The organism is Paenibacillus sp. R-74696 (assembly GCF_055814915.1).
The window spans coordinates 53,990-78,855 of the sequence record NZ_JBPULM010000038.1; the positions used below are offsets into that span (position 1 = coordinate 53,990).

Annotated in this window: 17 protein-coding genes; 3 read left to right on the plus strand and 14 right to left on the minus strand. The window is 47.0% G+C overall.

Features of this window, described 5'->3' with window-relative positions; all coding sequences use genetic code 11:
- Positions 1 to 199: 199 nt before the first annotated feature.
- Complete coding sequence (locus ACSR9A_RS18465; RefSeq protein ID WP_473758754.1) at positions 200 to 1,402, plus strand: AAA family ATPase; 1,203 nt, start codon at positions 200 to 202, stop codon at positions 1,400 to 1,402.
- A gap of 185 nt (positions 1,403 to 1,587) precedes the next feature.
- Positions 1,588 to 2,181: a PD-(D/E)XK nuclease domain-containing protein gene (locus ACSR9A_RS18470; RefSeq protein ID WP_473758755.1), complete on the plus strand. Its 594-nt coding sequence runs from the start codon at positions 1,588 to 1,590 to the stop codon at positions 2,179 to 2,181.
- A 187-nt stretch (positions 2,182 to 2,368) separates the two neighbouring features.
- Here the strand turns inward: ACSR9A_RS18470 and ACSR9A_RS18475 are convergent, their stop codons facing one another.
- Positions 2,369 to 2,944 carry a cysteine hydrolase family protein gene (locus tag ACSR9A_RS18475; RefSeq protein ID WP_473758756.1) on the minus strand — a complete coding sequence of 192 codons (576 nt, stop codon included), beginning with the start codon at positions 2,942 to 2,944 and terminating at the stop codon, positions 2,369 to 2,371.
- A 166-nt stretch (positions 2,945 to 3,110) separates the two neighbouring features.
- Between ACSR9A_RS18475 and ACSR9A_RS18480 the strand changes: the two genes are divergently transcribed.
- Positions 3,111 to 3,719, plus strand: coding sequence for a TetR/AcrR family transcriptional regulator (locus ACSR9A_RS18480; RefSeq protein ID WP_473758757.1), 609 nt, complete (start codon positions 3,111 to 3,113; stop codon positions 3,717 to 3,719).
- Positions 3,720 to 3,782: 63 nt separating this feature from the next.
- Here ACSR9A_RS18480 and ACSR9A_RS18485 read toward each other — a convergent pair whose 3' ends face one another.
- The 13 genes from ACSR9A_RS18485 to ACSR9A_RS18545 all read right to left on the minus strand — a co-directional run bounded on the left by ACSR9A_RS18485 (position 3,783) and on the right by ACSR9A_RS18545 (position 24,652).
- Positions 3,783 to 6,584, minus strand: a complete 2,802-nt coding sequence (locus ACSR9A_RS18485) for a glycoside hydrolase family 2 TIM barrel-domain containing protein (RefSeq protein WP_473758758.1) — start codon at positions 6,582 to 6,584, stop codon at positions 3,783 to 3,785.
- A gap of 4 nt (positions 6,585 to 6,588) precedes the next feature.
- A complete protein-coding gene (locus ACSR9A_RS18490) occupies positions 6,589 to 8,202 on the minus strand; it encodes a response regulator (protein ID WP_473758759.1) in 1,614 nt (537 codons plus the stop codon).
- Positions 8,199 to 9,992, minus strand: a complete 1,794-nt coding sequence (locus tag ACSR9A_RS18495; protein ID WP_473758760.1) for a cache domain-containing sensor histidine kinase — start codon at positions 9,990 to 9,992, stop codon at positions 8,199 to 8,201. Before ACSR9A_RS18495 ends, ACSR9A_RS18490 begins: the two co-directional genes overlap by 4 nt.
- A gap of 93 nt (positions 9,993 to 10,085) precedes the next feature.
- Entirely contained in the window at positions 10,086 to 11,753 is a 1,668-nt protein-coding gene (locus tag ACSR9A_RS18500) for a type 2 periplasmic-binding domain-containing protein (RefSeq protein ID WP_473758761.1), read from the minus strand.
- 69 nt (positions 11,754 to 11,822) lie between these two features.
- Positions 11,823 to 12,719, minus strand: a complete 897-nt coding sequence (locus ACSR9A_RS18505; RefSeq protein ID WP_473758762.1) for a carbohydrate ABC transporter permease — start codon at positions 12,717 to 12,719, stop codon at positions 11,823 to 11,825.
- A gap of 6 nt (positions 12,720 to 12,725) precedes the next feature.
- Positions 12,726 to 13,619, minus strand: a complete 894-nt coding sequence (locus ACSR9A_RS18510; protein WP_473758763.1) for an ABC transporter permease — start codon at positions 13,617 to 13,619, stop codon at positions 12,726 to 12,728.
- Positions 13,620 to 13,766: 147 nt separating this feature from the next.
- A complete protein-coding gene (locus ACSR9A_RS18515) occupies positions 13,767 to 15,701 on the minus strand; it encodes a carbohydrate-binding protein (protein ID WP_473758764.1) in 1,935 nt (644 codons plus the stop codon).
- Positions 15,702 to 15,768: 67 nt separating this feature from the next.
- On the minus strand, positions 15,769 to 17,451 hold the full coding sequence (gene xynC / locus ACSR9A_RS18520) for a glucuronoarabinoxylan endo-1,4-beta-xylanase XynC (RefSeq protein WP_473758765.1): 1,683 nt from the start codon (positions 17,449 to 17,451) through the stop codon (positions 15,769 to 15,771).
- Between the two features lie 126 nt (positions 17,452 to 17,577).
- A complete protein-coding gene (locus ACSR9A_RS18525; RefSeq protein ID WP_473758766.1) occupies positions 17,578 to 18,498 on the minus strand; it encodes a carbohydrate ABC transporter permease in 921 nt (306 codons plus the stop codon).
- A 15-nt stretch (positions 18,499 to 18,513) separates the two neighbouring features.
- A complete protein-coding gene (locus ACSR9A_RS18530; RefSeq protein ID WP_473758827.1) occupies positions 18,514 to 19,473 on the minus strand; it encodes an ABC transporter permease in 960 nt (319 codons plus the stop codon).
- 50 nt (positions 19,474 to 19,523) lie between these two features.
- Positions 19,524 to 21,230 carry an extracellular solute-binding protein gene (locus ACSR9A_RS18535; protein ID WP_473758767.1) on the minus strand — a complete coding sequence of 569 codons (1,707 nt, stop codon included), beginning with the start codon at positions 21,228 to 21,230 and terminating at the stop codon, positions 19,524 to 19,526.
- Positions 21,231 to 21,355: 125 nt separating this feature from the next.
- Entirely contained in the window at positions 21,356 to 23,086 is a 1,731-nt protein-coding gene (locus tag ACSR9A_RS18540) for a sensor histidine kinase (RefSeq protein ID WP_473758769.1), read from the minus strand.
- Positions 23,087 to 23,089: 3 nt separating this feature from the next.
- Positions 23,090 to 24,652, minus strand: coding sequence for a response regulator (locus ACSR9A_RS18545; protein ID WP_473758770.1), 1,563 nt, complete (start codon positions 24,650 to 24,652; stop codon positions 23,090 to 23,092).
- Positions 24,653 to 24,866 lie beyond the last annotated feature (214 nt).

Here is a 24,866-nt window from a genome sequence, read left to right on the forward strand (position 1 = left end):
TTCTCCGCGACGGTTTAACGAGGTTCATCCAAGGATTTAGATATATATACTAATCAACAAATAATTTAAGGGGTTTCTATCAGCATTCCTCTTAAAAGGTCGTATATTTATGTTATTCCATCCCATTTAGGGTTATACTAAAAGAGGCTACGAATTTTAGAACATTTGAATCCATTTTATATTGCTGAGGGGTGATATTTTGAAGCTCAGAGTTAGAGATGTCTTTATTGCTGGTGCCCTTCCGATTCACACCTATATTTCTCGCAAATCGGAATTTGGTCTGACTTATGAATTCCGTCTCCATAACGTTATCGATATGGTCGGATTTTTAACTTCAATTGTAGGTCCATCGAAAACAGGCAAAACCGTGTTGTGTGACAAAGTGATCGGCCAAGATCAGTACGTCGACTTTATAGGAAGCGACTTCAAGGATACCGAGGATTTCTGGGAAACGATTGCGAATAAAGTCGGTATTCCGCTCGAACGTGACCATACAGAAATACGCACGATTGAAGGCCAAGGTCTCGCCGGAACAAAAGAAGGAATTACAACTTCCATAACTGAATCTTTCCGCTCCAACAAAGATAAAGTCATTCAATATTTTATAGCTAATAATTTAGTCTTGCTATTAGATGATTTCCATTACGCTTCACCAAGCAAGCAGTTTGAAATTGCCTATCAGCTCAAAGATGCGATTCGTAAAAGGCTTCGAACCGTCATCATATCCTTACCTCATCGGTCAGACGATGCCATTCGAAAAAATGTTGATTTAAGCGGGAGACTGAACCTGATTAATATCGAGCCATGGAATACAGATGAACTGCGGGAAATTGCTGTCGCAGGTTTCAACAAACTAAATATGCAAATTGATCTTAAGATCGCCGATAGCATCGCACAAGAGAGTTTATCTTCCCCTCAACTAATGCAATCCATATGTTATAACCTTAGCATGATACTCGATATCGACAATATAGATAACCCGGTAATTCCTGATCAAGATCTCCTAGACCAGGCATACAGAATGACTTCATTAAACCTTCTTGCTTATCAAGAGGTTGCTAGGAAGCTGAAAAGAGGCCCTAATCCCAGAGGACAAAAAAGAAAAACCTATCTGACTATAAAAAATGAGGAAGCCGATATCTATGAATTGCTTCTTAAAGCGATTGCTAATGATCCGCCAACTGTGAGCCTTTCTACCGACAGCATCAAACGAAGAATCGATGTGTTACTTGGTGATATTTCTGATAAGCCTGATCGAGTGAAAATCAAAACAGCCCTTGATCAGATGCAATCAATTATGCAGAGCAGTGAGCCGATGTATCAAGTGTTCGAATATAAGGACGATGAAGTCTACATTTTAGAACCGTTATTCCTATTCTTTTTGCGCTGGGGTATTCTTTAACTAACGGAGGGGATATTATCCTGACTACAATTAACGAAGATAAATCGACAATTATAACTGCACTTCAAGTGCAAATTAAATGTTTACCGCAGACAAAATCGGCTGATTACAGCGGCTGGATTGATACCACCAGCCGCATTTTAGAGCGTTTTTTTTCCGATCAGTCCATAGCACAGAGGTTTGTCTTGATCACGAAAGAACGTATGCTCCAAGCACAATCCTACCTAGAGAATTTAATTACAGATATCAATGCCGGGTTGTTTGATCCTACCAAGCCTCTTACTGAAATCGATGAAGTACACTTCCATCTTATCATACACAAGGTTCTTGAAAATTTTGACAAGCATATCTACGAAATGTATCAAAAGCCTGTACACGGTAACGGAACTTTAAAGCAAGAGAATATCGCTAAAATCGCTCTCGGGAACGAGTATGATGTGCAGCGCTTGCTTTACTCATTAATCCGTCCAATTTTTCCTGAAGCAAGAGTTGAGGTACCCAATGACGGAGGATACAAGGGCTATCGCTTTGATATATTTATCGATTCCTATGAAACTGTAATTGAAGTTAAATGTTCTCGTCAAAATATGACGGAGAGAAAGCTCACAGAAGAGATTGGGTCAGATGCATTTCATTACCCGAAAAAGTACATCTATTTCTTTATCTACGATAAAGATAAAATCATTTCAAATGTTGACGCGTTCTGCAAGAACTATAACAGGACTCACGATACCAAACAGATTAGAACAATTGTAATCCAGCCAGTAAATATAATATGAGAAAAGACCCCTTGATGCGTTCATAAAACTTCGGGAACAGGGATCTATAATAGCAGATCGACCTGTTGAACGAAACCATCATGATCCGATCAAACAAGCCAAGCCCCCTCTTCTAGCAAACCGGCGAAAGGGGCTTTTCCTGTTGACGGAAAAGCCCCAAAATAATTCATTCGATTACTCCTAGGCGTTAGCTCGATAAAGAAGCCACCCACGCATCGACAGTCACCACCTCGGCCTGTTGAGGGAACACCTTCTCGGTTAGCACGCGATGAACCTCTGGGTCAGCATCAATACAGGCGTCGGAAAGTACCGTAATCGCAAAATCCTTATCTGCTGCTTCCCGCAAAGTCGATAGAACGACCCCGCTTGTGGCGATACCGCTAAGAATAAGCGTATCGATCTGACGTGACCGAAGAATGACCTCAAGGTCACTTCCGGCGAACGCGCTCACTCGAACCTTCGTCACAATCGGCTCGCCTTGTCGAGGCTGCACAGCTTCATGAATCTGCATCATCGCTTCTGGAGCCGCCATAGCGCCGGATCGACTGGCAATGCCCCCAAACATTTTGTTTCTAGCACTAATTTCCGGATAACCTTCACGAAAGGCCACACGTACGTAAATAACAGGAATAGCGTGACTGCGTGCAGCTTCAATAGCCTTTTGGAACGGAAGCAGTGCCTCCTCGTTAGCTGCGAACCTCGATACGACGCTGTTCTGCATATCCATGACCAACAGCGCGCTTTTGCTTGGTGAATTTTGCATATGGTTTTAATCTCCTCTTCATTTAGTTTCCACTTGAACCAATCGAAAATCGCCTCTCCGGAATAAACGGAGGATCCATTCCGTTTATATAATTATACGGAGAACTTTCTCCGTTTGTCAATAAATCGCCAGTGATGTAATATTTATAAAGAGGTGTTATCCCAAGATGACTAAAAAGAAAATTTCAACTGGAGACGTTGACACTACCTTGCCCTTCGCCGCCGTGACACCCGAGAAGGCCTTGCGTGCAGATGCCAAAAAGAATCGGGATAAGCTGCTTGAGGTCGCCCATAAGGTTTTTACGACCGAAGGCATCTCCGTCTCGATGGATGAAATCGCAAGGCATGCCGGTGTGGGCGTGGGAACCGTCTATCGGCATTTTCCGACCAAGGAAGATTTGTTTGGGGCCGTCATTGTCAGCCACAAGACGCGGCTTATGGATGAAGCCAAGCAATTGCTTGAACACGATGATCCGGGCGTAGCGTTCTTTCATTATTTTAGGACTATTATACGCGAGGGAATGGCCAACAAGGCGATTACCGATGCCCTTGTCAGCAGTCTGAATATAGAAGCTGGACGTTCGGAGGTTGCGAGGGATTTTTGGCAAGGGATCGACAATCTGCTCGCCCGTGCAAAGCAAAATGGCTCCGTTCGGGCGGATGCTCGCCTTGAGGATATTAAAATGCTGCTTAGCGGCATCCTGCAGGCAGCCGGGGACAGCGGCACTTTTCCGGACCGCGTCGTATCCATCCTATGCGATGGTCTTCGCGGGTAAGAAAAATAACCGCTTGCGATTCTTAAGATCGCAAGCGGTTATTTATTGTTTCCTTTACCTCTTTTATTGAATAAGCTCCAGCAGCTCTGAAACGCTGGCTTCATACTGCGGCTTGAACTGATCTGATTCCATATACTTAATCACACTGGACAAAAACTGTTTTCCTTCTGGTGTTTCTTGAACCTTATCCGCATTGATCGAACAAATAAGCAGCTTCCCTTTTCCTACGCGGCATTCGAACAGGAAACCTAATTTGTGGTTGCGCTCAAAGTTGTCGATGGTCTGTACAATAGGGCTCCATTCTCTGCTTGTACCGTCCATTATAATCGACTTGGAATGAGAGACAATGCTCCACCAAGGATAAGTAGAATGCGGCTCGCAGGGAAAGTCCCGGAAGACAGGATGATGGTTGTCTACGAGCAGCCCCATCGTGCCGACAGGAACCGGACGGTTCATGCTCTCCGAGATGGACCGGAACATCGGATAACACCAGAAATCCGTGCTGTAGAAGCCTTCAATTCCATGGCTAATACGTTCCGGATTCGGCATCAGCCATACCTTCTCCCCTTGCTCCAATAAAGCGAGAGCCTCGGCCGTTAGCGACTCAAAACGATGGACTTTGGACAGGTCCGCTTCAACCTGCTGCGGATAAATCCAGAGATCGTATGACTTTCGGATATCTGTATCCAAAATCCTCAGGGAAAGCGCGGCTTTGGTCATGGCGTCCACAGCAGGCAATTCGATGACCAGATCACAAATATCAATATAATTCTGCTGCTCCGTCAGCGCTGCCTCAGCCGTACCGGCTGCCAGTGTCACATGGCCATCCGTTAGCTCCCACGCAAGCTTGATCAATCCAGGCAGCTGATTTCTATACGAGCATAATTCCACATGAGCCTCGAAGCGTTCAAACGACGTATAGTTGTATTTTGCAAACCTCGCCATAAGTACGGCGTCACTGCAGAAGGTACGCCATTCTTCAGGTGTAATCAGCCCCTTGGAATCCATAAAGGCATCAAGGATGCCCACTAGCGCCGTCCCTTGTCCACTGAAATCCTGAAGGTCGAGCAGTTGGAAGCCTGCAAGCTTTCTGGAGCGAAAAGCAGCCTCCAGCTCTTCCTTGTAACAGGCCACTGCCAGCTGCCCCGAGCTCTCAAAATATTGGGCGGCCAAGTGATCCAGCCCTTTCGCCTTCAGACGCTCCTGAAATAGGATGAAATTATCCGCCTTGAGCGGGCCTGTATATTTCTCTATCTCCCTATAATTCGGATACGTCGCATATTGTCCTATCTCATGGGACACGACTGGAATATGAGGAATCCATTCCTCCGAGGCGTCTCCGAGCTGTATGGCCTTTGCTTCCGTTCCGTACTGGATTTGAATGACGCCTCCAGCCTCACTCGGCGTAACCTCACTGCGATGAAAATCCGGCGGCACGATTTGATCGTCATAATCCTTTAATGTACCCGGTAGATCGGTCTGAACATGGCCCAGCGGCGCATCACACATTGCATAAGAGCCTCTGAACAGCCGCTCCTTCGAGAAACGCACCCCGCAGAAGAAATCGTCATGCTCAAGAACAGCAGGCGAAAATTGATGATTATTAGAGCCTTGTGTATATAGATGCCTGTTGTCGAACGCTTTGTAGGCTTTCAAAATCGAATCGATTTTGTCTCTACTGCCCCATAGCTCATTGCCCAGCGACATCATGACGAAGGACGGATGATTGCCGAATGCCTTCAGAATGGCATACCCCTCGCTGATCAAATAGTCCTGCTCCGCCTGATTGTGGCGCTCATCCGCTGCTTCAGTAATCGTCCCCCAGAAGGGCAGCTCCGGTTCCATGTATATGCCAAGCATGTCCGCTGCGGTAAACGCGGCTTCCGGCGGACAGCAGGTATGAAAGCGATAATGGTTAATACCATAGGATTTGGAAATGACGAGAATGCGAAGCCATTCCTCGACATCGGTCGGAGCGTAGCCCGTCAGAGGAAAAATCAAGCCATCATGCTTGCCGCGCAGATAGGTTTTGTTTCCGTTGATTGTAAATTTATCTCTGTCTGTTTTAAATTCCCGCAGGCCGAAGCTCAGCTGCTGCTGATCAAAGATTTCGCCCGTCTCATCCTTCACCCCAATGCTCACCGTATACAAATGGGGATTGGCGTCGCTCCACAGCAGCGCATCCTGCCCAAGTGAATATTCAATCGAAATTTCACGCGAGGTGAGGCTGTATTCCGCCACCGTATGTAAGGTGTCAGAGTTCCAGCTTGCTGCTGATACAACTAGGCTGCCCTTGAGCTCTCCTTGCAGATTCGCTTCTATTTTCACCGAGCGTGCGGACAAGTTCGGATAGAGCTGGATATCGGTCAGGTACGATTCGCTATAAAATTGAAGCTCAATGCGGCCTGTGATCCCGTTCCAATTGGTCTGTGTATCAGGAGAGGTCATATGGCCTCCCTTCGTTGGATAGTCCGTATTGTCGACACGAACGGTAATCGTCTGCGGGCCACTCTGAAGCAGTCCCGTCAATTCATAAAGATGCGGCGTGTTCATGCTGTCACGCGAGCCAACCTCGCGGTCGCCCACCCATACCGTCGTCATTCTCGTTCTTTCCAAATAGAGAAAACAGTTTTTCTCCGCCAGCCCATCAGGAATGTCTACCTCTCTTGAATACCAAGCATACCCTTCGAACGAATATTCATCGGTCAAAGCCCCTACTAATTTCGTTTCATTCTGCGGCCCTTTCCGGGCATAGGATGTCGTTCCGGGCAGCGTAATGGAATCTGTAAATGGCAGCGACAAGCCGCTCTTGCCCTGATCTAGCTGCAGCTTCCATTCGCCCTCTAGGTTCATTTTGGTCAGCACAATATCACTCCTCATAATAATAATCCCTAAATTCCTGCGGGGTTGTTCCGGTCAGCTTCTTGAATAAAAACGTAAAATAGGCCGCCGTTTGAAAGCCAACCTGCTCCGACACTTCATACACCTTGATGTTCGGGTCCCGGAGCAGCTCCTTGGCTTTGTTCATACGCGTTTCCTGGACAAAATCAGATATCGTCCGGCCCATTTCCTTCTTGAACAGCACGCTCAAATAGCTGGAGTTCAGATGAAACTGCTCAGCAAGCTGCTTCACCGTTACGTTCGCCTCCAAATGCTCCTCAAGGTAGCGCGCTACTCTTTGGATAAGGTTGTGCTGCTGAACGGTCTGCTCCTTCTGCTTGAGCTGGATATACTGAGCGAGAAAGGCCATGACGACCGTTCTTATTTCCTCCACATCTGTACAATCAATCATCCTCTGCCACATGAGAATGTTCATTTCGGCATCCGTTTCCTTCGTCCGCTTCAATTTGCGGATTAGTTCACTGATTAATCCCATGCCAAACGCCTGTACATAGGAGAAGGATACGGGCTTCTGTGCCAGCAGCATCTCGAATGCATGGTTGAAATAGACGACGGCATTTTCGCTTTCCCCCGTATCGAGCAGCTTTAAGATTTCAGGGAAATATTCCTCGTACAATCGAAAATCATGGTATTCTTTCATTTCAATATGGTCGAAATACAATATTTGCCCATAGCCGGCCGTTCTAGCGCTCGCCATCATATGCTTTATTTCCTTATATAACAACGGAATCTCCGACCAAGCCTGGCATTCCCTGCTGATTCCGACGGTAACGGAAGCCGTATACTGCTCCTTTAGAACATCCTGGATAAAAGAGAGCTGCTTCTCCAGCCTCGCACGGTCAATAGGCGAGGCGTTCAATAGAATGACCGCCACCTCGTCCGCTCCTGTTTTTCCGATATACGTGCCCGCAAACTCGGACAGGCCCATTTTGACACATTTGATGAGTCCTTCGCTGAGCATAATCCGCTCCTTGGCATCGTGCGGATTAGACAGAAACAGGCGATCATAACCGAACAGGAACAACGTGGCTTGCCCATTCTTTGACGGCAAATCAAGCAGGCGGCACCAGGATTCAAGCAGCTCGTCACTATGAATCGACCCTTCTATCAGATCCTTGACGTAATGCTCCTGCAGCACCTCATAGCTCTCTGTCATTTTCTCTCTCAGCTTGCTCGTTTCCTGTTCCATGTGGTTCTTCTTTTCCAGCGATTCCCGAAATGCGGCAAGCTTCGCTTCCAGCTCATCCGTCTTGATCGGCTTCAGTACATAGGCCTTCGCCCCCAGATGGATCGCTTCCTGAACAAACTCAAATTCGTCATAACCGCTTATCATCACCGTTTGCATCGCCTGCAGCTTTGGAAAATCCGACTTGCACTTGGCCAGCAGCTCAATCCCCGTCATCCCTGGCATCGACACATCCGTAATTAATACATCTACATGAGCTGCTGCCAGTATGGCCATGGCCTCCTCACCCGATTGGGCGGTCAAGGGCTGCTTGTACCCTAGAGCTTCCCAGGCAATATGACGGACAAGTCCCTGAATCTGCATTGGCTCGTCATCAACGATCAGTGCTTGCATCATGCTCCATCCCCCTTTTTTATCTCAGGAGCTTCCTTGTAAATCGGAATATGAATGGTCACAGCCGTCCACTCATTTTCCATGCTGTCGATTTCAAAGCGTCCCTCTTGGCCGAAATATAACGCCAGCCGGTCGCGTATATTGTTCATTCCGAATCCGTTTTTGGTTCCCATATAGCTGCCCGTCCTTATTAGCTCCAGCTTCTCGCGCTCGATGCCCTTCCCATTATCAAAAATCTGAAACGCAATGGCATCCTCGGTTTTGCTAATCATGATCTGTATAAAGGCACCCTTTCTTGTGGTAATCCCGCCATGCAAATAGCAATTTTCCACAATGGGCTGCAAAATGAGCTTAATCGTATACAGATCAAGAACGTCAGCCTCCACCTGCCATTCTACGAGCACTTGATCGGGATAACGCAGCTGCTGGATTTCAACATAAGCCTTTAGATGCTCAAGCTCATCACGAATTCGGGTCACATTCACACGGTTATTGAGTGCAAGCCGATAAAAGGTAGTCAGGGCATCAATTGTGCGAATTTGGATCTCATCCTTCACATCCATGGCGCGCCAGCGGATCAGGCTTAAAGAATTATAAATAAAATGCGGATTAATCTGGGCCTGCAGCGCTTTGAAGGACTGCTCGCGTTCTTTTAAGGTGGCCTCTGTGTGCTCTTCCACCAGCTTTCTAAGGCGCCCAGACATCGAATTAAATAAAACCTCAAGCTCTCCCAGCTCATCGTTATCCCGGTTTCTAACCGTCGCTTCGAAATAACCCTCGGAAATATCCATCATGCGGGTGCCTAGCTTGCGTATGCGCCAGATGACGTTTTTGAGCACAACCATAATAAGGAACGTAGATAAAATTAGAAAAAATGCGATTCCGCTGACTATATAGTAGAAAATGCGTTTGGACTGCTCCTCCAGCCGGTCAAGATGTACAAGTGCGGCGACCGTCCAGCCTGAATTGATTTTCTGCCGAATTAACACCATGCCATCTGCGGTTACTGCCGTTCCTTCCGGACTGCCCCAATACTCGCTTAAGGAGGATTCGGATAAGTGTCTGCCGATTTCATTGGATTCTGATGAAGCGATGATCTGCTCATCGCTGTCTACGATGTACATTTCTCCCGCACCGTCAAACGGATGATCAAACGATTCAGCGAACACTTCATTATAGTTAAGCCGCAGATAGACGATCCCATAGATGTCCCCGTACGTACTCAAAATTTTGTGTGAAACGACCAGTCTCGTTTTATCATCCAGAGCATTCGTCCAATTTAAGAGATCTGGCGAGCTAAGCCGCCCTTCATACCAATCCTGTTCGATCTGGCCCGAAAGGATTCGCTCCTCAGGCTTCCACAGAAGCCCTCCGTCCTGAACAAGGGTGCCGTTCGTGTGGTAAATTCTGAAATTTTCAATTCCGGGCAAATATTTGCTCGTAAATAAGAAAGCCCGATCCACATATTGAACGGTCGCATACTGTTCGGAAATGTCCTGATAGTCTCTCGATAATCTGGAAACCAGCTCTCCATCAGTTGCTGTTCGCGTAGCAAGCAGATCATAGCTTTGCTTGCGGAATTCAATGCTTTGCGCGCTCTGGCGAACCGCTTCTTTAATAGTGAGCATATAGTTGCCACGGACAATATGCGTCGTCATATAGCCTGCCCCAATGGCCAGCAGGACAGTTGGAAGAAATACAATGAGACCATAGAACAAGACAATTTTCTTTCTCATACTCATGGAACGCGTCATGCGAATGATCCATTGCTCTAATCGTTGTCTCAGCCTCATCTGCCACTCCTCCATGAACCGCAAAGGGAGCCCCCTTCCAATAGGAAGGGATGCTCCGCCAATTCTTCATTTTATTTGCTCGCTTTTACTTGTTCATTTTACTTGCTCATTATAAGATGCAAGCCATTCCTGCTTGACCTCGCTCCAGTGTCCGCGCTTCTCCAGAGCTTCTTGGAACTTCGTCCATTCTGTCTCAAATTGGCCGCTATCCTTGGCCATCAGCAGCTTGGCTCTATATTCCTTGCGAATATTCTCAATTTCCGGAGAATATTTCTCCCATAGACCGCCAGCCTTCATTTCAATCAAATCATACGGCTCGGCAACCCGGATACTTCCCATTTTGCCAATGGCCTCTGTGAATTTGATCGATTTGGCTGCCCCCGCTTTACTGTCATCCGCTGTATTCCACCATGGGTACCACTCGTTGCTGTAGGATGCAGTCATATACAGCTCCGGTGTAACCTTCGCTTTCTGGGCAGCATCACCCGAATTCCGGCTTGTTTTATAGGCTTCATCCGTGAACTTCCATTTCCCAAGCGGCTGGTCCACCCAATTCCAGTACAGTCCAACCGGTCCTTCATTGATTACATGCTGTTGTTCAGGCTTCGGCTGCAGCGTGTAGTCAAAAAACTTTAGAATGGCTTCCAAATTTTTGGTATTGGAGCTGATATACACATCATAGCCCGGACTCGGATTAATGACCTGGTTGATGCCGACTTTCTCTACGCCTTGAACTTTCGGGAAAGGAACGGCTTCATAAAACCAGCCCGGCTCCGTAGGGCCGTCAAGCGTCTCCCATACGGAGGATGGAATATTCCAGAAGCTGCCTACATTCAGGGCAACGCGTCCCGATTTGTTTTTTTCATTATATTGCTCTTTTTTATTCGTAACGACCTCTGGATCAATCAGCTTGGAAACGTACATCTTATTCATCCACGCATAAGCAGACTTAAAGTTCGGATTATCGTAAGTGAATACAAAATCATCGCCTTTTTTCTCAATTCCCCTGCCGCCCGTCGTAACGCCAAAGGCGGTGAGAATAGCGTTTTCATCACTCCAGCTAAGTGTATCATTCGTATCCATTAGAAACGAAAGGGGAAGCAGCGCTTTGCCTGATGCATCCTTTTGCTCAGCCGCTTTTTTCAGAAAAGCCTCTACTCCTTCAATTGTCGCTAAGTCAGCTATAGTCATGCCAACGCTTTCAAGCACATCCGTTCTGACGGACCAGCCTTGCGATGCCCAGCCCGGCCATGGATCTTCAGGATTTTGATCAAACCAGGTCGGAATCGACCAAATATGTCCATCCGCATCCTTCATCAGTTCAAGATACTGCTTTGGAATCGCAGCCAGTCCCGGATACTTGTCCGGCATATCGAAATACTGCTCCACGGACATCAGCTGCTTAGAACGGTTCATGGCGCTCTTAACCGTTTCATTTCGAGCAAAAATAGCTGCGTCTTCAAAGCCGCCTGTGTTGATTCTTAAATTAAGCGCTGTCATTGCATCGCCCTGCGTCGTTTCCAGCTTAACATCGACACCTGGCTCTTTCTCGCGCCAATACTTCTGGACCAAGCTATCATTGTTCGTTGTTGCTGCCCATCCAAGCCAAAGATTGAACGAGGTTGAAACGCTAGCCGTACCGGAATTGCTTGCCTGATTAGCATTACCTGCCTGATTGGTTGCGGAATTAGAGCAACCCGCCATTAATGTCAGCGATACGGCAGCGGTTAATGCCGTTAAGAAAAGCTTTTTAGATTTCACTGTCATACTCCCCCTATACAAGATTGTACTGCAAATCGGTATATAAATGTTGCTCTAATACCCGAAGAATCAACCTTTGACCGAGCCAACCAGAACTCCTTTGACAAAGTATTTCTGCAAAAATGGATACACGCAAAGAATAGGAATCGCACTGACCATTACAACGGCCATTTTAATCGACATCAGCGTAATATTCTGAAGCTGCGAGCCCCTTGCCAGCGCCTCCTGATTGTTGTTCGAGCCGAGTACAGCGGACAAATCCGAAGCAGCCAGCAGCTGCTGCAAAAACGTTTGGACGGGTATCAACTCCTGCTTCGTAACGAAGAAGGCGCCAGCGAACCAATCATTCCAGTGGCCAACCGCCGTGAACAAGCCCAGCGCAGCCAGCATCGGCTTGGACAACGGAATAATCATCTGCATTAAAATCCGCAGCGGCCCAGCACCGTCCAGTTCAGCAGATTCTACCAGTGCCTCCGGTATGCCCTGAATAAACTTCAGCATGACGAACATATTCCAGACGGAGAAGAGACCCGGAAGGACATACACCCAGAACGAATTAATTAGACCCAGATTGTTCAGCTGAATGTAGTACGGAACCAAGCCGCCGCTAAACAGCATCGTAATCAGAATATAGCCGAGAATGGTGCTTCTAAAAGGAAGTCCACGGTAGGACAAGCCGAACGCCACAAGCAGCGTAACGAGCAGTCCGCCAACCGTTCCAATGACGGTTCTGCCAATTGTTATCAGATAAGAATTGCGAATAATCTCATTGCCAAGAACGATCTCATAATTAATCAGTGTGAAATTCCGAGGCCACAAGTACACCCCGCCCTTGGCGGCATCCGCACCGTCATTCAAAGAAATGGCCAGCATATACAAAAACGGATAAAGCACAGATACGCACAGCAGACCGAGCAGCGCTATGATGACGTATTGGGCAATATTTTCACCTTTGCTCATCTTCATACGCCATCACCACAATCCTTCGCCGTTTATTTTTCGTGAAAACTGATTAGTCCCAACGACTAAAATCAGGCTGATAATAGAGGAGAGCAATCCCACCGCGGTAGCCATGCCAAAGTAGCCCTGCTGCAAGCCGCTGCGTAAAATATACGTATCCAGCACGTCCGCAACTTCCTGGTTAGCCGAATTCATCAGTGGATAAATTTGATCCATGCCTACGGTTATCAAGCTCGGAATGCTCAAGATCAGCACGATCGCTATCGTCGGCAGCATGCCCGGAATGGTAATGTGGCGAATTTGAGCAAGCTTGCCAGCACCCTCTACCTTGGCGGATTCATAGAGCTGCGGATCGATCGTCGTAATGGCCGCCAAATAAAGAATCGTGTTCCAGCCTGTTTCTTTCCACAAGCCGCTTAGCACCACCATGGGACGAAACCATTCCGTCGAGCCCAAGAAAAAGATGGAGTCCCCGCCCACTTTGTTGATAAACTGATTGACCAGACCGCTGTCTATTGTCAAAAAGGATTGAAGAATGTAAGCGACTACAATCCATGAGAAAAAATGGGGCAAGTAGCTGACCGATTGCACGAATCGCTTAAACACCGGCCGCGTCACTTCGTTAATCAGCAGTGCCAATAGGATAGGCGCCGGGAAGCCGAACAAAAATTTCAGCACGGATATATAGAGTGTATTTTTGACTACGGTCAAAAATTGAGGGTCTAGGATAAAGGAGAAATTATCAAAGCCAACCCACGCACTATCCCATATGGATGTTCCGATTTGAAAATCCCTAAAAGCCACCTGTACGCCTGCCATAGGAATATAGTTGAAAAGCAGCAGCAGAACCACACCCGGTAAAATCAATAAATATTGCCATCGATACTTATAAAGCTTAGCGTACAATCTGCATCCCTCCTCGATATGTCTATCATAAAGGTAATTACAGATCACTCCTACGCAACAGCGGTTGGATATCTATCGTTCTGATTAGAATTCATAACAAAAAGGCTTCGCCCCCATGTAAAGGAGACGAAGCCTTTGCAATTATTATTACTGAGCCGAAACATTTACACTATCAATATTCGGTCCCTCTGTCCCAGTAGTTACGACTTTTAAAATATTGTTCCCGCTATTCATGGGTACCTGAATCGTTTTCTCGCCCCAGGTTGTCCAGCTGCCAGTCGCTGTAAAAGCAGCATTGCTAATTACTTTCGTTCCATTAACATAAATATCCAAATTTCTCGTCCCTGACTCCAGCGCATACCGGAACTTTACATTTTTAGTTCCTGTTACAGCGGCATAGATGCTGCTCCACTGAATGGCTGCATCGGTTGCAGCATTAAAGTTGATATAGCCGCTGCCGTTGTAGCCCGAATTAATGGTTTCTACTACGGAGCTGGTTAAGGTTGTACCCGTCTCCGCTTCATAAGTGGTACCGGTACTAGCAGCATTTTGCGTAAACTGCCAGTAATCAAAATTAAACAAATTGCCTGTACCGTTTCCAGTAAATACAAAGAAAACGTTGTGAACACCGGTTACACCGCTTACAGCCGTTTCTATTACGTTCCAGTTTTGCGCTCCACCTGTGGAAGGCACATTAAGCGTTCCTACAAGCGGGCCGGTTACACTGTCAAGACGCACTTCAATATTCCCGCCCACGGTGGATGCAACATTTGCTTTAAAGGTAGTAGCTCCACTCGCACCGAAGTCAGCGTTTCCTACAGCAATCCAGTCTCCATTATTAATACTTGTTACGTTTTGATTATTTACCGGTCCGCCTGCTGCTGAAGATTTCTGCGTTAAAATGCGTCCATTCCAGCCAATCGTTTCAGCCTCTACTCGGTTATAGGGATTGAGATTGGCAAGCTGAGACACGCCTGCATAATTGGCTGCAACCTCTTGAATAGATCCATTCGCATTATGCACCAGCCTATTGATATGGGGCGAACGGTAGCCTTTGCCTGCACCGTATAGGGCTAGGCTGACTGTTTGAGCATGGTATACCACATACCACTGGTTGTTAAGATTAAATACAGAATGGTGATTGTTTCCTCCGGCACCAAAAAAGAAACCCGGATTTTTCAGAAAATGTCCTGCATACGTAAAAGGCCCCATCGGACTCGTGCTGGTCATATAGCCGATTTCACCACTAGGCTTATCGGCGGGGTGCGTACCGCTGAAATTAATGCAATAGGAGTAATAATATACTCCGTTATACTTGTGCATGCCTGAGTCCTCAAACATGAACGGCGCATCAATCATGGATGCACTGCCAACAATGCTGGTCATATCAGCGCCTAATTTCAATACTCTGGCTGTCTTTGGATTTGCCCTTTGCTCCTGTGTTGGATTTGAACCGCCAGGGATGCCTCCACCGGCATACAAGTACCCTGTGCCGTCGTCATCTACGAATACGGCCGGGTCAAAAAGCCAAACAACGCCGGACATTCCAGGTGTATTGGTTGTAACCAGCGCTTTTCCCAACGGATCGCTCCATGGCCCAATCGGGCTGTCTGCTGTGAGAACGCCGATACCTCCGGCACTATTTGCAAAATAAAGGAAAAATTTATCCTGGCCATTTATTTTTTTCACTGCCGCAGCCGGAGCCCAAGAAGCCCCTGCCCATTTTGCAATGCCTTGACCGCCATTGGCTCCATTGGCACCTGCTACCGGAATAGCTCCGTGATCAGTCCAGTTCACCATATCTGCTGAAGATATGACGAATACGCTCTTCAAATTAGCAAATGAATTATCTTTAATCGATCCATCGCTATTATATTCATAGTCATCACTAGACATATAAATATAGACTCTTCCGTTATAGGTTAATGCAAAGGGGTCTGCCCCTAAATGATGGTCAATCAGCGGGTTGGAATTCCCTACATTTTTTGCAATGGTCGCACTGGCGGCAAATACAGACATCTCAGGCAGGCAACTCAATAGCAAGGCAAAAACCAATAATAAAGCGCTGCACTTCTTTCTCATTTTTCCATATCCTCCTTCAACTTCTGTTCCCCCTTCTCCTCATATTGAGCCTTGGCCTTTAACCGACCTACTGGGCCGAAACATTTACACTATCTATATTCGGTCCTTCTGTACCGGTTGTTACCACCTTTAAAGTATTGTTTCCGCTATTCATGGATACCTGAAGTGTTTTCTCACCCCAGGTTGTCCAGCCGCCGGTCGCTGTAAAGGCAGCATTGCTGATTACTTTCGTCCCGTTAACATAAACGTCCAGATTTCTTGTCCCTGACTCCAACGCATAACGGAACTTCACATTTTTAGTTCCTGCTATAGAAGCATAAATGCTGCTCCACTGAATGGCTGCATCGGTTGCCGCATTAAAGTTGACATAGCCGCTGCCGCTGTAGCCTGAATTTATGGCTTCTACTAAGGAATTGGTCAATGTTGTACCCGTCTCTGCTTCATAAGTAGTACCACTGTTGTTATTCCCACCGCTACCCAATTGGGCTACAAAAGTTGTAACACTTTGGGCTGGAAGCTGGCCTGTAAAGGAACCGGCCGACACATTAATCGACGATCCGGCTGCAAGATTTCTAGTGCTGTCTGTTACCCATGAAGATACCGTCGATGCATTCCCGTTCTGCAGGACAAATTTCTGATTGACTGCCGAGGTGCCTTTGTTGATGGCAACAATAACCACCTTGTTGTCGCCTTTATATGCAGAGGTGAACACATTTGTTTCAGGGCTCTTCGATGCATCAACCCTTACATAGCCAGGACGAACAAATTTAGAGAAATGAGCCATGTTATAACCGCGTTTGCTGATCGTGCCGTCCTCTTTCATTGGGCCGTATTGTCTGCGGATATACCACCATACATAGGCTTGGAAATCTCCTTCAACCAGAGCACTGTGAATATGATGGGAAACATCCAATGCCTCGGGCCAAAGATCCGCCGAGTTGTTGTTACTATTTGGATAGTATACTTCCGTCATCCAGAGCTCTTTGCCCGCTCCTTTTTGTTTGAACAGAGGATAAGCGAAATTGTTAACGCTTGTACCATAAAGATGAGCACCAAGAATATCCATATTGGCAAGAGCTTGCGGATCATTCAGAATCGGGTCTGACATATTTTTCAGATATTGAAATGACTCCGGTGCCATGACCTTCGTATTTTGAATGGAGCCCGCATTTTCTTTCATAAAGCGAAGCATCTCTTGCGGCGTCCACCATGTCCAGTCATGAGCGTAATCAGGCTCATTTTGAACCGAAATGGCATAAAGGTTCACACCGTTATTTTTCATATACGTGACAAAATCATTAAGATGCTGTGCATACGCAGCGTACTTATCGTATTTAAGTCGTTTGGCTGAAGTATCACCATTTTTATTGAAGGTCTCGATCATACTAGCTGGAGGATTCCATGGCGAAGCAAAGACGAGTGCACCTTGCTCTATCGCACGTTTGGCAGTCGGCACTTCTTTGGACCAATTATTGCTGTCACCGTCTACAAAGATTCTTAATACAGAAAAGCCCAGCTGATTTTGTCCATTGCCAAATGCGGTATCTCTTTGAGATGCTGTCAAATCCCCAATCCAAGCCGGGTGGTTAATGCCTCCAAAACCTTTTATTAATTGTTTTTCTGCCGATAAATTAATGACTGCATCACTTGCCGCTGAAACCTTAGGAGTAGCCGGCACGGTTAATACTAGCGGAAGCGCCGTTAAACATGCCAATAAGACAAACATTGATTTTTTCAGACTTGAGATCATTGCTTTCATCTCCTTATAATAGTAGTTTTTCTTATAAACTTCTCCGGCTGTTTAAACAACCGCCTAATCACCTCCCTTCTTATCTATCCATTTGTTTTCACTGTAGGCAGCCGTTATCCGTATCCTTTAGCCCTTAACGCCACCGAGGGTCATTCCTTGGATAAAATATTTCTGCAGGAACGGATATACCATCAAAATCGGAACGCTGGCAATGATCGTCATCGTAGCCCGGATTGAAGTTGGCGTCACCATCGATCCGCTGTCGCCCGCAGCTTGATAAATATCCCCGGCCGTTGCCGTGGCTGCCGTAGTAGATGTTTGCAATATTTTCATCAGCTCGTACTGCAGCGTGCTTAATTTAAGAGTGGAGGAATTGTATAGAAACACATCAAACCAGGAATTCCACTGCCCTACCGCTACAAACAGCGACACGGTCGCCATTACGGGAATGGTCAGCGGCAGTACGACGCGGACGAATGTGGTGAATTCTCCCGCACCGTCGATTCGCGCCGATTCCAGAATGCCTTCCGGCAGGCCTTCAATGAAGGAACGGATGACGATCATGTTGAACACCCCAATTACACCCGGAACAATATAAACCCAGAAGGAGTTAATCAGGCCCAAATCCCGGATAAGCAAATAACTAGGAATCAAGCCTCCACTAAAATACATCGTAAACACGAAAAACATCGTGACAAACTTGCGCAGCACAAATCCCTGTCGGCTGACGGTATAGGAGAGCATCGCTGTGCAAAATACGGCCACAACCGTTCCAATAACCGTACGCAGCGCCGATATGAGAGTGGCGTGATAAACATCAGATTCTCCGAAAATATACTTGTAATTATCCAAAGTCCATTCCCGTGGCCACAAATAAATTCCGCCCCTAATGGCGTCGTTAGCATCATTAAAGGAAACGGCAATCATATTGACAAACGGGTAAATGGTGACGATCATCAGGCCTATCATAAAGATAATGTTACAGCTGTCAAACACTCGGTCCCCAAGGCTTGCGTTGCGCAAACGGGACATTTTTGCTTTTTGCATCGCGTAGTTCCCCTTTTAAAACAATCTGCTTTCTCCCATTTTCTTAGCAATAGAGTTGGCGGAGAAAAGGAAGATGAAGCTGACTACCGTTTTGAAGATACCAGCCGAAGTTCCTAAGGAGAAGTTGCCCATCCCCATGCCATACTTCAGCACGAATATGTCGAGATTCTCCGAATAATCCATGTTCATCCCGTTGCCCAGCAAATATTGCGGCTCAAATCCAGCTTCAAGAATGTTGCCCATGTTCATGATTAGCAAAATAATGATTACGGGCTTCATGCCGGGAAGCGTGATGCTAACCATGCGTTGGAGCCTGCCCGCTCCATCTATTTCAGCCGCTTCATATTGGGAAGGATCGATCGCACTAATGGCTGCTAAATAAATAATCGTGCTCCAGCCCACCTCTTTCCAAACCTCGGTCGCCCCGAGAATTCCCCAGAAATACTCCCCTTTGCCCATCCACAGTACGGCGCTATCCATGAGATTGAACTTCATCAGCAGCAAATTAAGGATGCCATCCGGAGATAAAACCGTCAGAACAATGCTTGACGCCACTACCCATGAAATAAAGTGCGGCAAATAGCTGACGGTCTGAACGAACCGTTTAAAAATGATATTTTTCAGCTCATTCAGTAGAAGAGCCAACGTAATCGCTGTAACGAAGCCTAGCACTAATTTGATGGAGCTCATTACCAGGGTATTGCGCAGCACACGATAGAAGGTGCTGTCCGCGAATAAGAGATTGAAGTGATGCCAGCCCACCCATTTCTGTTCCCCAAAGGATTTTGCTGGCTTGAAGTTTTGAAAGGCCATCGTCCAGCCCCAAAGCGGTAAATATTTGAAAATAAAAGCCCAAATGACGAATGGAATACACATAAACGCGAGCGTTTTCTGCTGAATAAGACGATGATAAAACAGCTTTATTTTATTTATTTCTGGTCTATCGGCGCCTAGCGCTGAATCCACCGTATTCATCAGTTTCCCCACTTGATATGACTCCTTCCAGCTCCTTGCTTAAGCCCTGCTCACCATTTGCCTGCAACGCGATCCTTTATCACCTTGGTTATCGTATTCTCATAGGTATTCTTGTCCAGCTTGTCCAGCTCGCCGATATACTCCTCCCACAGCTTGTCGAAATCTGGCGGCAATGCCATGACCAGAGCAGGCAAATATTTTCGCTGCACATCATCCGACTTCATCGTAAAAATTTGCTCAGGGGAACCTTGCTCTAGCGCGATGGACCATGCGGGGAACCATGGACGTGCTTCGGGCTTCAAAAACATTTCGCTAAACGTATCTACGCCATATGCGTTCAGAATCGTTTTATCACCTTCGGTATACGAGGCATAGGCTACCTCAGGCTGATTGCCGGGGCTAAAGGCATTGCCGTCTGATAATGTGGACTCCCCGCCGTAACGCGGCCAGTCTGTTCCAAAGTAGGTGAAGCCAAAAGTACGACTGAGCTCAAGATCATCATGGTATTTGCGCTGCTCATCGCTTGCGTAATAGAAGCGGCCATTGTCATCTACACTGTAGGTTTGGTCCTTGATCCCCCACTGTACGAGGATTTGATTTTCCTCCTTCAGCAAAGTATCGAAGTATTTAATGATGCGAATGGGATCCTTGGCTTTGATGGAAATGCCGACCGCGTAGTTGGCGACAAATCCTGGCGGGTCCACATACTGATCTTTGATGTCTTTGTCGAATACAATGGGAAGCGGAGCATAACGTTTCTCGTCAATGCCAGCCGCCAATAGATTTTTGGAAGCATCCCCTACCTGCCATGCATAGTTAAAGTAGCCAAGTACACGTCCTGAGGTCAGTTTGGCCAAGTATTGATCCTTGTTCATGGTAAAGGATTCCGGATCAAACAGTTTTTCCGCGTTCACTTCGTTCAGCTTCTGAATCCATCTTTTCTGATAGTCGGTTCCGGCTACAACCTTGGCCTCATGGGTTTCCATATCGACGATAACACTGCCGTCGTTTGGATAACCCGCAAGATGCATAGCAGGATTTTGCAGCGTAAAAAAGTTATTCGCGACGCCGGCCAGGGAAACGAATCCTATCGTATCCGCGCCATCGATTGTCGGATGCTTCTCCCTGTATTGCTTGATTAGATCAAAATATTCATCCAAAGTGGTGATCTTCGGATAGTCGAACTCCTTCAGCACCGAACGCTGGATCCAGAAGGCTCCTCCGCCAATATTGGGACCCCCGATATACTCGCCCTGATTGGCGGTATACGGCAAGGTATAAATTTCCCCGTCCTCCTGTCGCATCTTATCGAAGTAAGGTCCGTACACGCGTTTGATGTTGGGCCCATACTCCTCAATCAGATCATCGAGCGGGATGTAGGCTCCTGCGTCCATCAGCTTCGCCATTTCGCCACTAGAGCTGATCACATCTGGATAATCTCCGCTGGCAATCATGACTCCGGCCTTGGTTGCGCTGTCGCCCACGACGTATTCCAGCTTCCAGTCAACACCGGTTTGTTTCTGCAATTCTTTTCCGATGACCGTTTCACTCGCCATAGTATCCTTCTTGCCTGTCGAAAAATGATAGTACGAGAAGGTTACGGGCAGGTTCTCCTCTCCGCTTGCTGAGGAAGCATCGGATGTAGACTTGCTATTAGAGGCGCTGTTAGGCGTACCGTTATCCGCCTTGCTGCACCCTCCGAAAGTCGCCGCTAATAAAATAACTAATCCAGCGATTACTGCCTTGCTTTTGTACATTCCAGCTATTTCCCCTTCCAACCATAAACTTGTAAGCCCTTTCAATATATCAAGAAAGCGCTTTCTTGATTACCCTACAAACCATACCTTTTTCTTTGAAAAACATACCCATTCTTTCCCAACTATTACAAGTCTTCGGTTTCCAGCGGCAGAACGATTTCTATATGCGTTCCCGTCCCTTCACTGGCGTGAATGGAGAAGTCAAAACGATTCTGGTAACACAGCTTTAGACGATAATAGGCATTTTTCATGCCAACTCGCTCGCCTATATCGTCATTTTCCTCCAAATAATGAAACAGCTCATCCAGCTTGGCCTGAGACATGCCGATACCATTATCGTCTAATCTGATATAAAGCTTGTCCTCCCGCTCGGTGACAGAGATCGTAATAACTCCTTTGTCGGGACTCGATTCGATTCCATGAATACTGGCATTCTCCACAAAAGGCAAAATAACCATCTTAGGAATTCGGCGGTTAAGCGCTGACGGGTCTGCTACAATGCTGTAGTCCAGCTTTCCCCCAAAGCGGTATTGCTGAATTTCCAGAAAGCTGCCTATCAGCTCCAATTCCTCGCGCACCAGCACGTGCTTCCGACTCCAAGAGATAGACTGGCGGAACATTTGAGCCATATGATGAATGATTTTTGCCGTTTCCCGCTCCCCCTTGATGACGCTCCTCATGCGGACAGATTCTAGGGCGTTAAACAGGAAGTGGGGATTGATCTGGCTGTGCAAGGCATGAAGCTGCGCCTGCTGCTGCTTCAGCTCCAAATCCTTCTTTTGGATATCCGCAATATAAACCTCATTAATCAAATTATTGATCGTTCCCATCATTCGGTTGAATTCCATCGTCAGCTGGCCGATTTCATCTCTCGCCTCTTCGTGAGGAATCGTCTGGAAGGTTTGCGTTTTCACCTTCTTCATATGCATTAGAATCTGCACCAGCCGTACATGCAGAGACCTGGACATCACAGCGATAATGATAGAGGGCAGCACAAAATTAATGCATGCGAGCCAAATGACAATGAAACGCGAATCGCGGACCTCTCTAAGGAAGACTGCCTCATTCATCACGCCTTGGAGCGTCCACCCCTCCAAATAACTAATTCCATCGAAAGAAGCCTTGAACAAATGCGAATTTTTAGGAAGCGCGATGTCCTCGAACCGGACATTTGCCTGCTGCCATTCTCCTCCACGTTCATTGCCAAAGCACACCCGTCCCTCAGGATCAACCAAATAAACCTTGCCGCCAAAGGCGCTGTTTCCGAATTTTTGGGCGAGCAAGTCCATGTTCAAATCAATTTTCACCAGCTGCTCAATACCGCCGGTGTGGTAGTTATTTAACTGTTGAATGAGGCTGAGTTTCTTGTCGGCATAAACAAAAGCCGGATAAAGAGCAGAAGAGGACTTAGACTGGATATACCAGTCGGACTGCCGAACCGCTTCGTTCAGGCGATCAATGTAGCCCGAGGACAAAACGGTGGGATTATCTGTATACACCTGATACCAGCGGACACCCTGTACGTTTTGATCGGAAAACGCCCCGCTCAAATAAGAATGATAAGTCTCAATGTAATCCAGTTGATTGGTAAAATGCCTTGCAAGCGTTTTGTTAAAGATGGGATCGGCATATAGGGAATAGGACAAACCAACGCCTTGGTCAACCGTTACGCGCAGGTCGTTTTTGAGATTGTTTAAGGCCATGTCGGCATCACGGGTTTTTTGGCTGCGAATATTGACTGTAGTCACGTTATAGAAGACCACGTTAGTGACAACGATAGGGATGAATACGGACAGTATGTACATGAGCAGCAGCCTGTCGCGCAGTTTCATGTAGTTCAAATTGAATTTAATCATTTTTCAGCCTCCCAGCTCTTTGGCGTTCAGTATGTTCCGGTATTCTGTCGGTGACAGCTTCTCCCGCTTCTCGAACTGGGTGACAAAATAATCCGCATTCTGAAAGCCGACTCTGGCGGCGATTTCGTACATGCGCAGGTCAGTCTGTCGAAGCAGCTTTTTGGCTTCCTTTACCCGCAGCTCCAGCAAATATTCATTGAAATAAACCCCATAGCTTTTGCGAAAAAGCCGGCCCAAATACAAGGCATTCATATAAAACATTGCCGCTATGCATTTGAGACTGATATTTTCGCTATAATGCGCATCAATATAGTTTTTAATCTGCTTGATGCTGCCCTTGGACCACTCCTGACGCAGCAGCGCAATGTAGTCCTCCGCTTCCGTAAGCGCCAGCATAAAATGCTCCTCCAGCAGCTGTAGGCTCCAATTGCCGTGCTCCCGTTCGGCCAGCTCCTTTAACCGCCGAACCTCCTCCTCGCTGCCGTCCATTTCCTTAATAACAGCTATAATTCCGGTGATGCATCGGGAGAGAGACCCCGTTACAGCTTGCGGGGTGAAACGCTGCTCACGGAACAACCGGAACATGTCCGCCGCCGTTTGACGGTACGCATCCCTGCTGCCCTCCTCCAGCTGCAAGACCAGCTTATTTGCAACGTCTGGACTAATATCAAAAACATACAAAGGCAGATCCTTAATTCTTGCGTACCAAATCACACCGCGTTCAGCATATTTATGCCGGGCCGCTTCGCTAGCCTCCAGATAAGAATGGCGAAGCTCGGCAACATGATCGACGGAATTGCCCGCATACATGCCGATGTCAAGGCTCAGGCGATGGGAAAGGGCTAATCGCAGCCTTTCCAAAGCGGGTCCAATCCCACCCTCTCTCTTCTGCATCCGGTCCACGTTTAAAAGCAGCCCAAACTTGCCCGGCTGCAGCTCGATGACGGGAATATCTCCTTCTCTAGCCTCAATAGCATGCAGCGCTTCCTGAAACATCTTAATGTCTGCTAGCTGTTCCTGCGGAGCGGCATAAATGTCGACCAACACATACATCATGCTTGCACCTTCCGGCATGCCTAGCATCGCGGAATATGGCTCTGCCTCCTTTCTACCCAAAGCTCCCTGCATCAGCGCTTCTAGAATAGGGTTGCCTTGCTGTTTGTCTCCGGCCAGCAATGCCTTCTTTTTCTCTATAATGCTGTAGGTCAGCTTCCTTAAAGCCGCCGTCATTTCCTCTTCGTCAATAGGCTTCATAATATAATCGTGTACCCCGTAGCGCAGAGCCTGCTGTGCATATTTAAAGTCATTATAGCCGCTGATTATGATGAAAACCGGGTCAAGCTGGGTATGCTCCTTCACACTTCGAATCAGATCAAGCCCATCCACGAGCGGCATGCGTATGTCCGTAATGACTAAATCCGGCTCCAAATCCTTAATCATTTCCAGCGCTTCCTTGCCATTGTTCGCCTCCCCGACTACAGTGAACTTCATTTCTTCCCATGGGATTAGCTCTATCAGTCCTTTCCGAACAAACACCTCATCGTCTGCCAGCAATATTTTGAGCATCGTCCATTTTCCCTTCCTTCATTAAAATAAAAGCTCTCGCAATCTCTTACCTCACCTAAAAATGTAAGCGCTATCATAATTATGAAATGACAATAAACCCCCTAAGTAATCTTTGCGAATTAGCGCTGATTTGGGAGTTGCAAGGAGAGCAGCGAGAAATCTGCTCGATTGAGAAAGGCTCCTCTTGGAGCATCTCTACCATATAATCAATTAG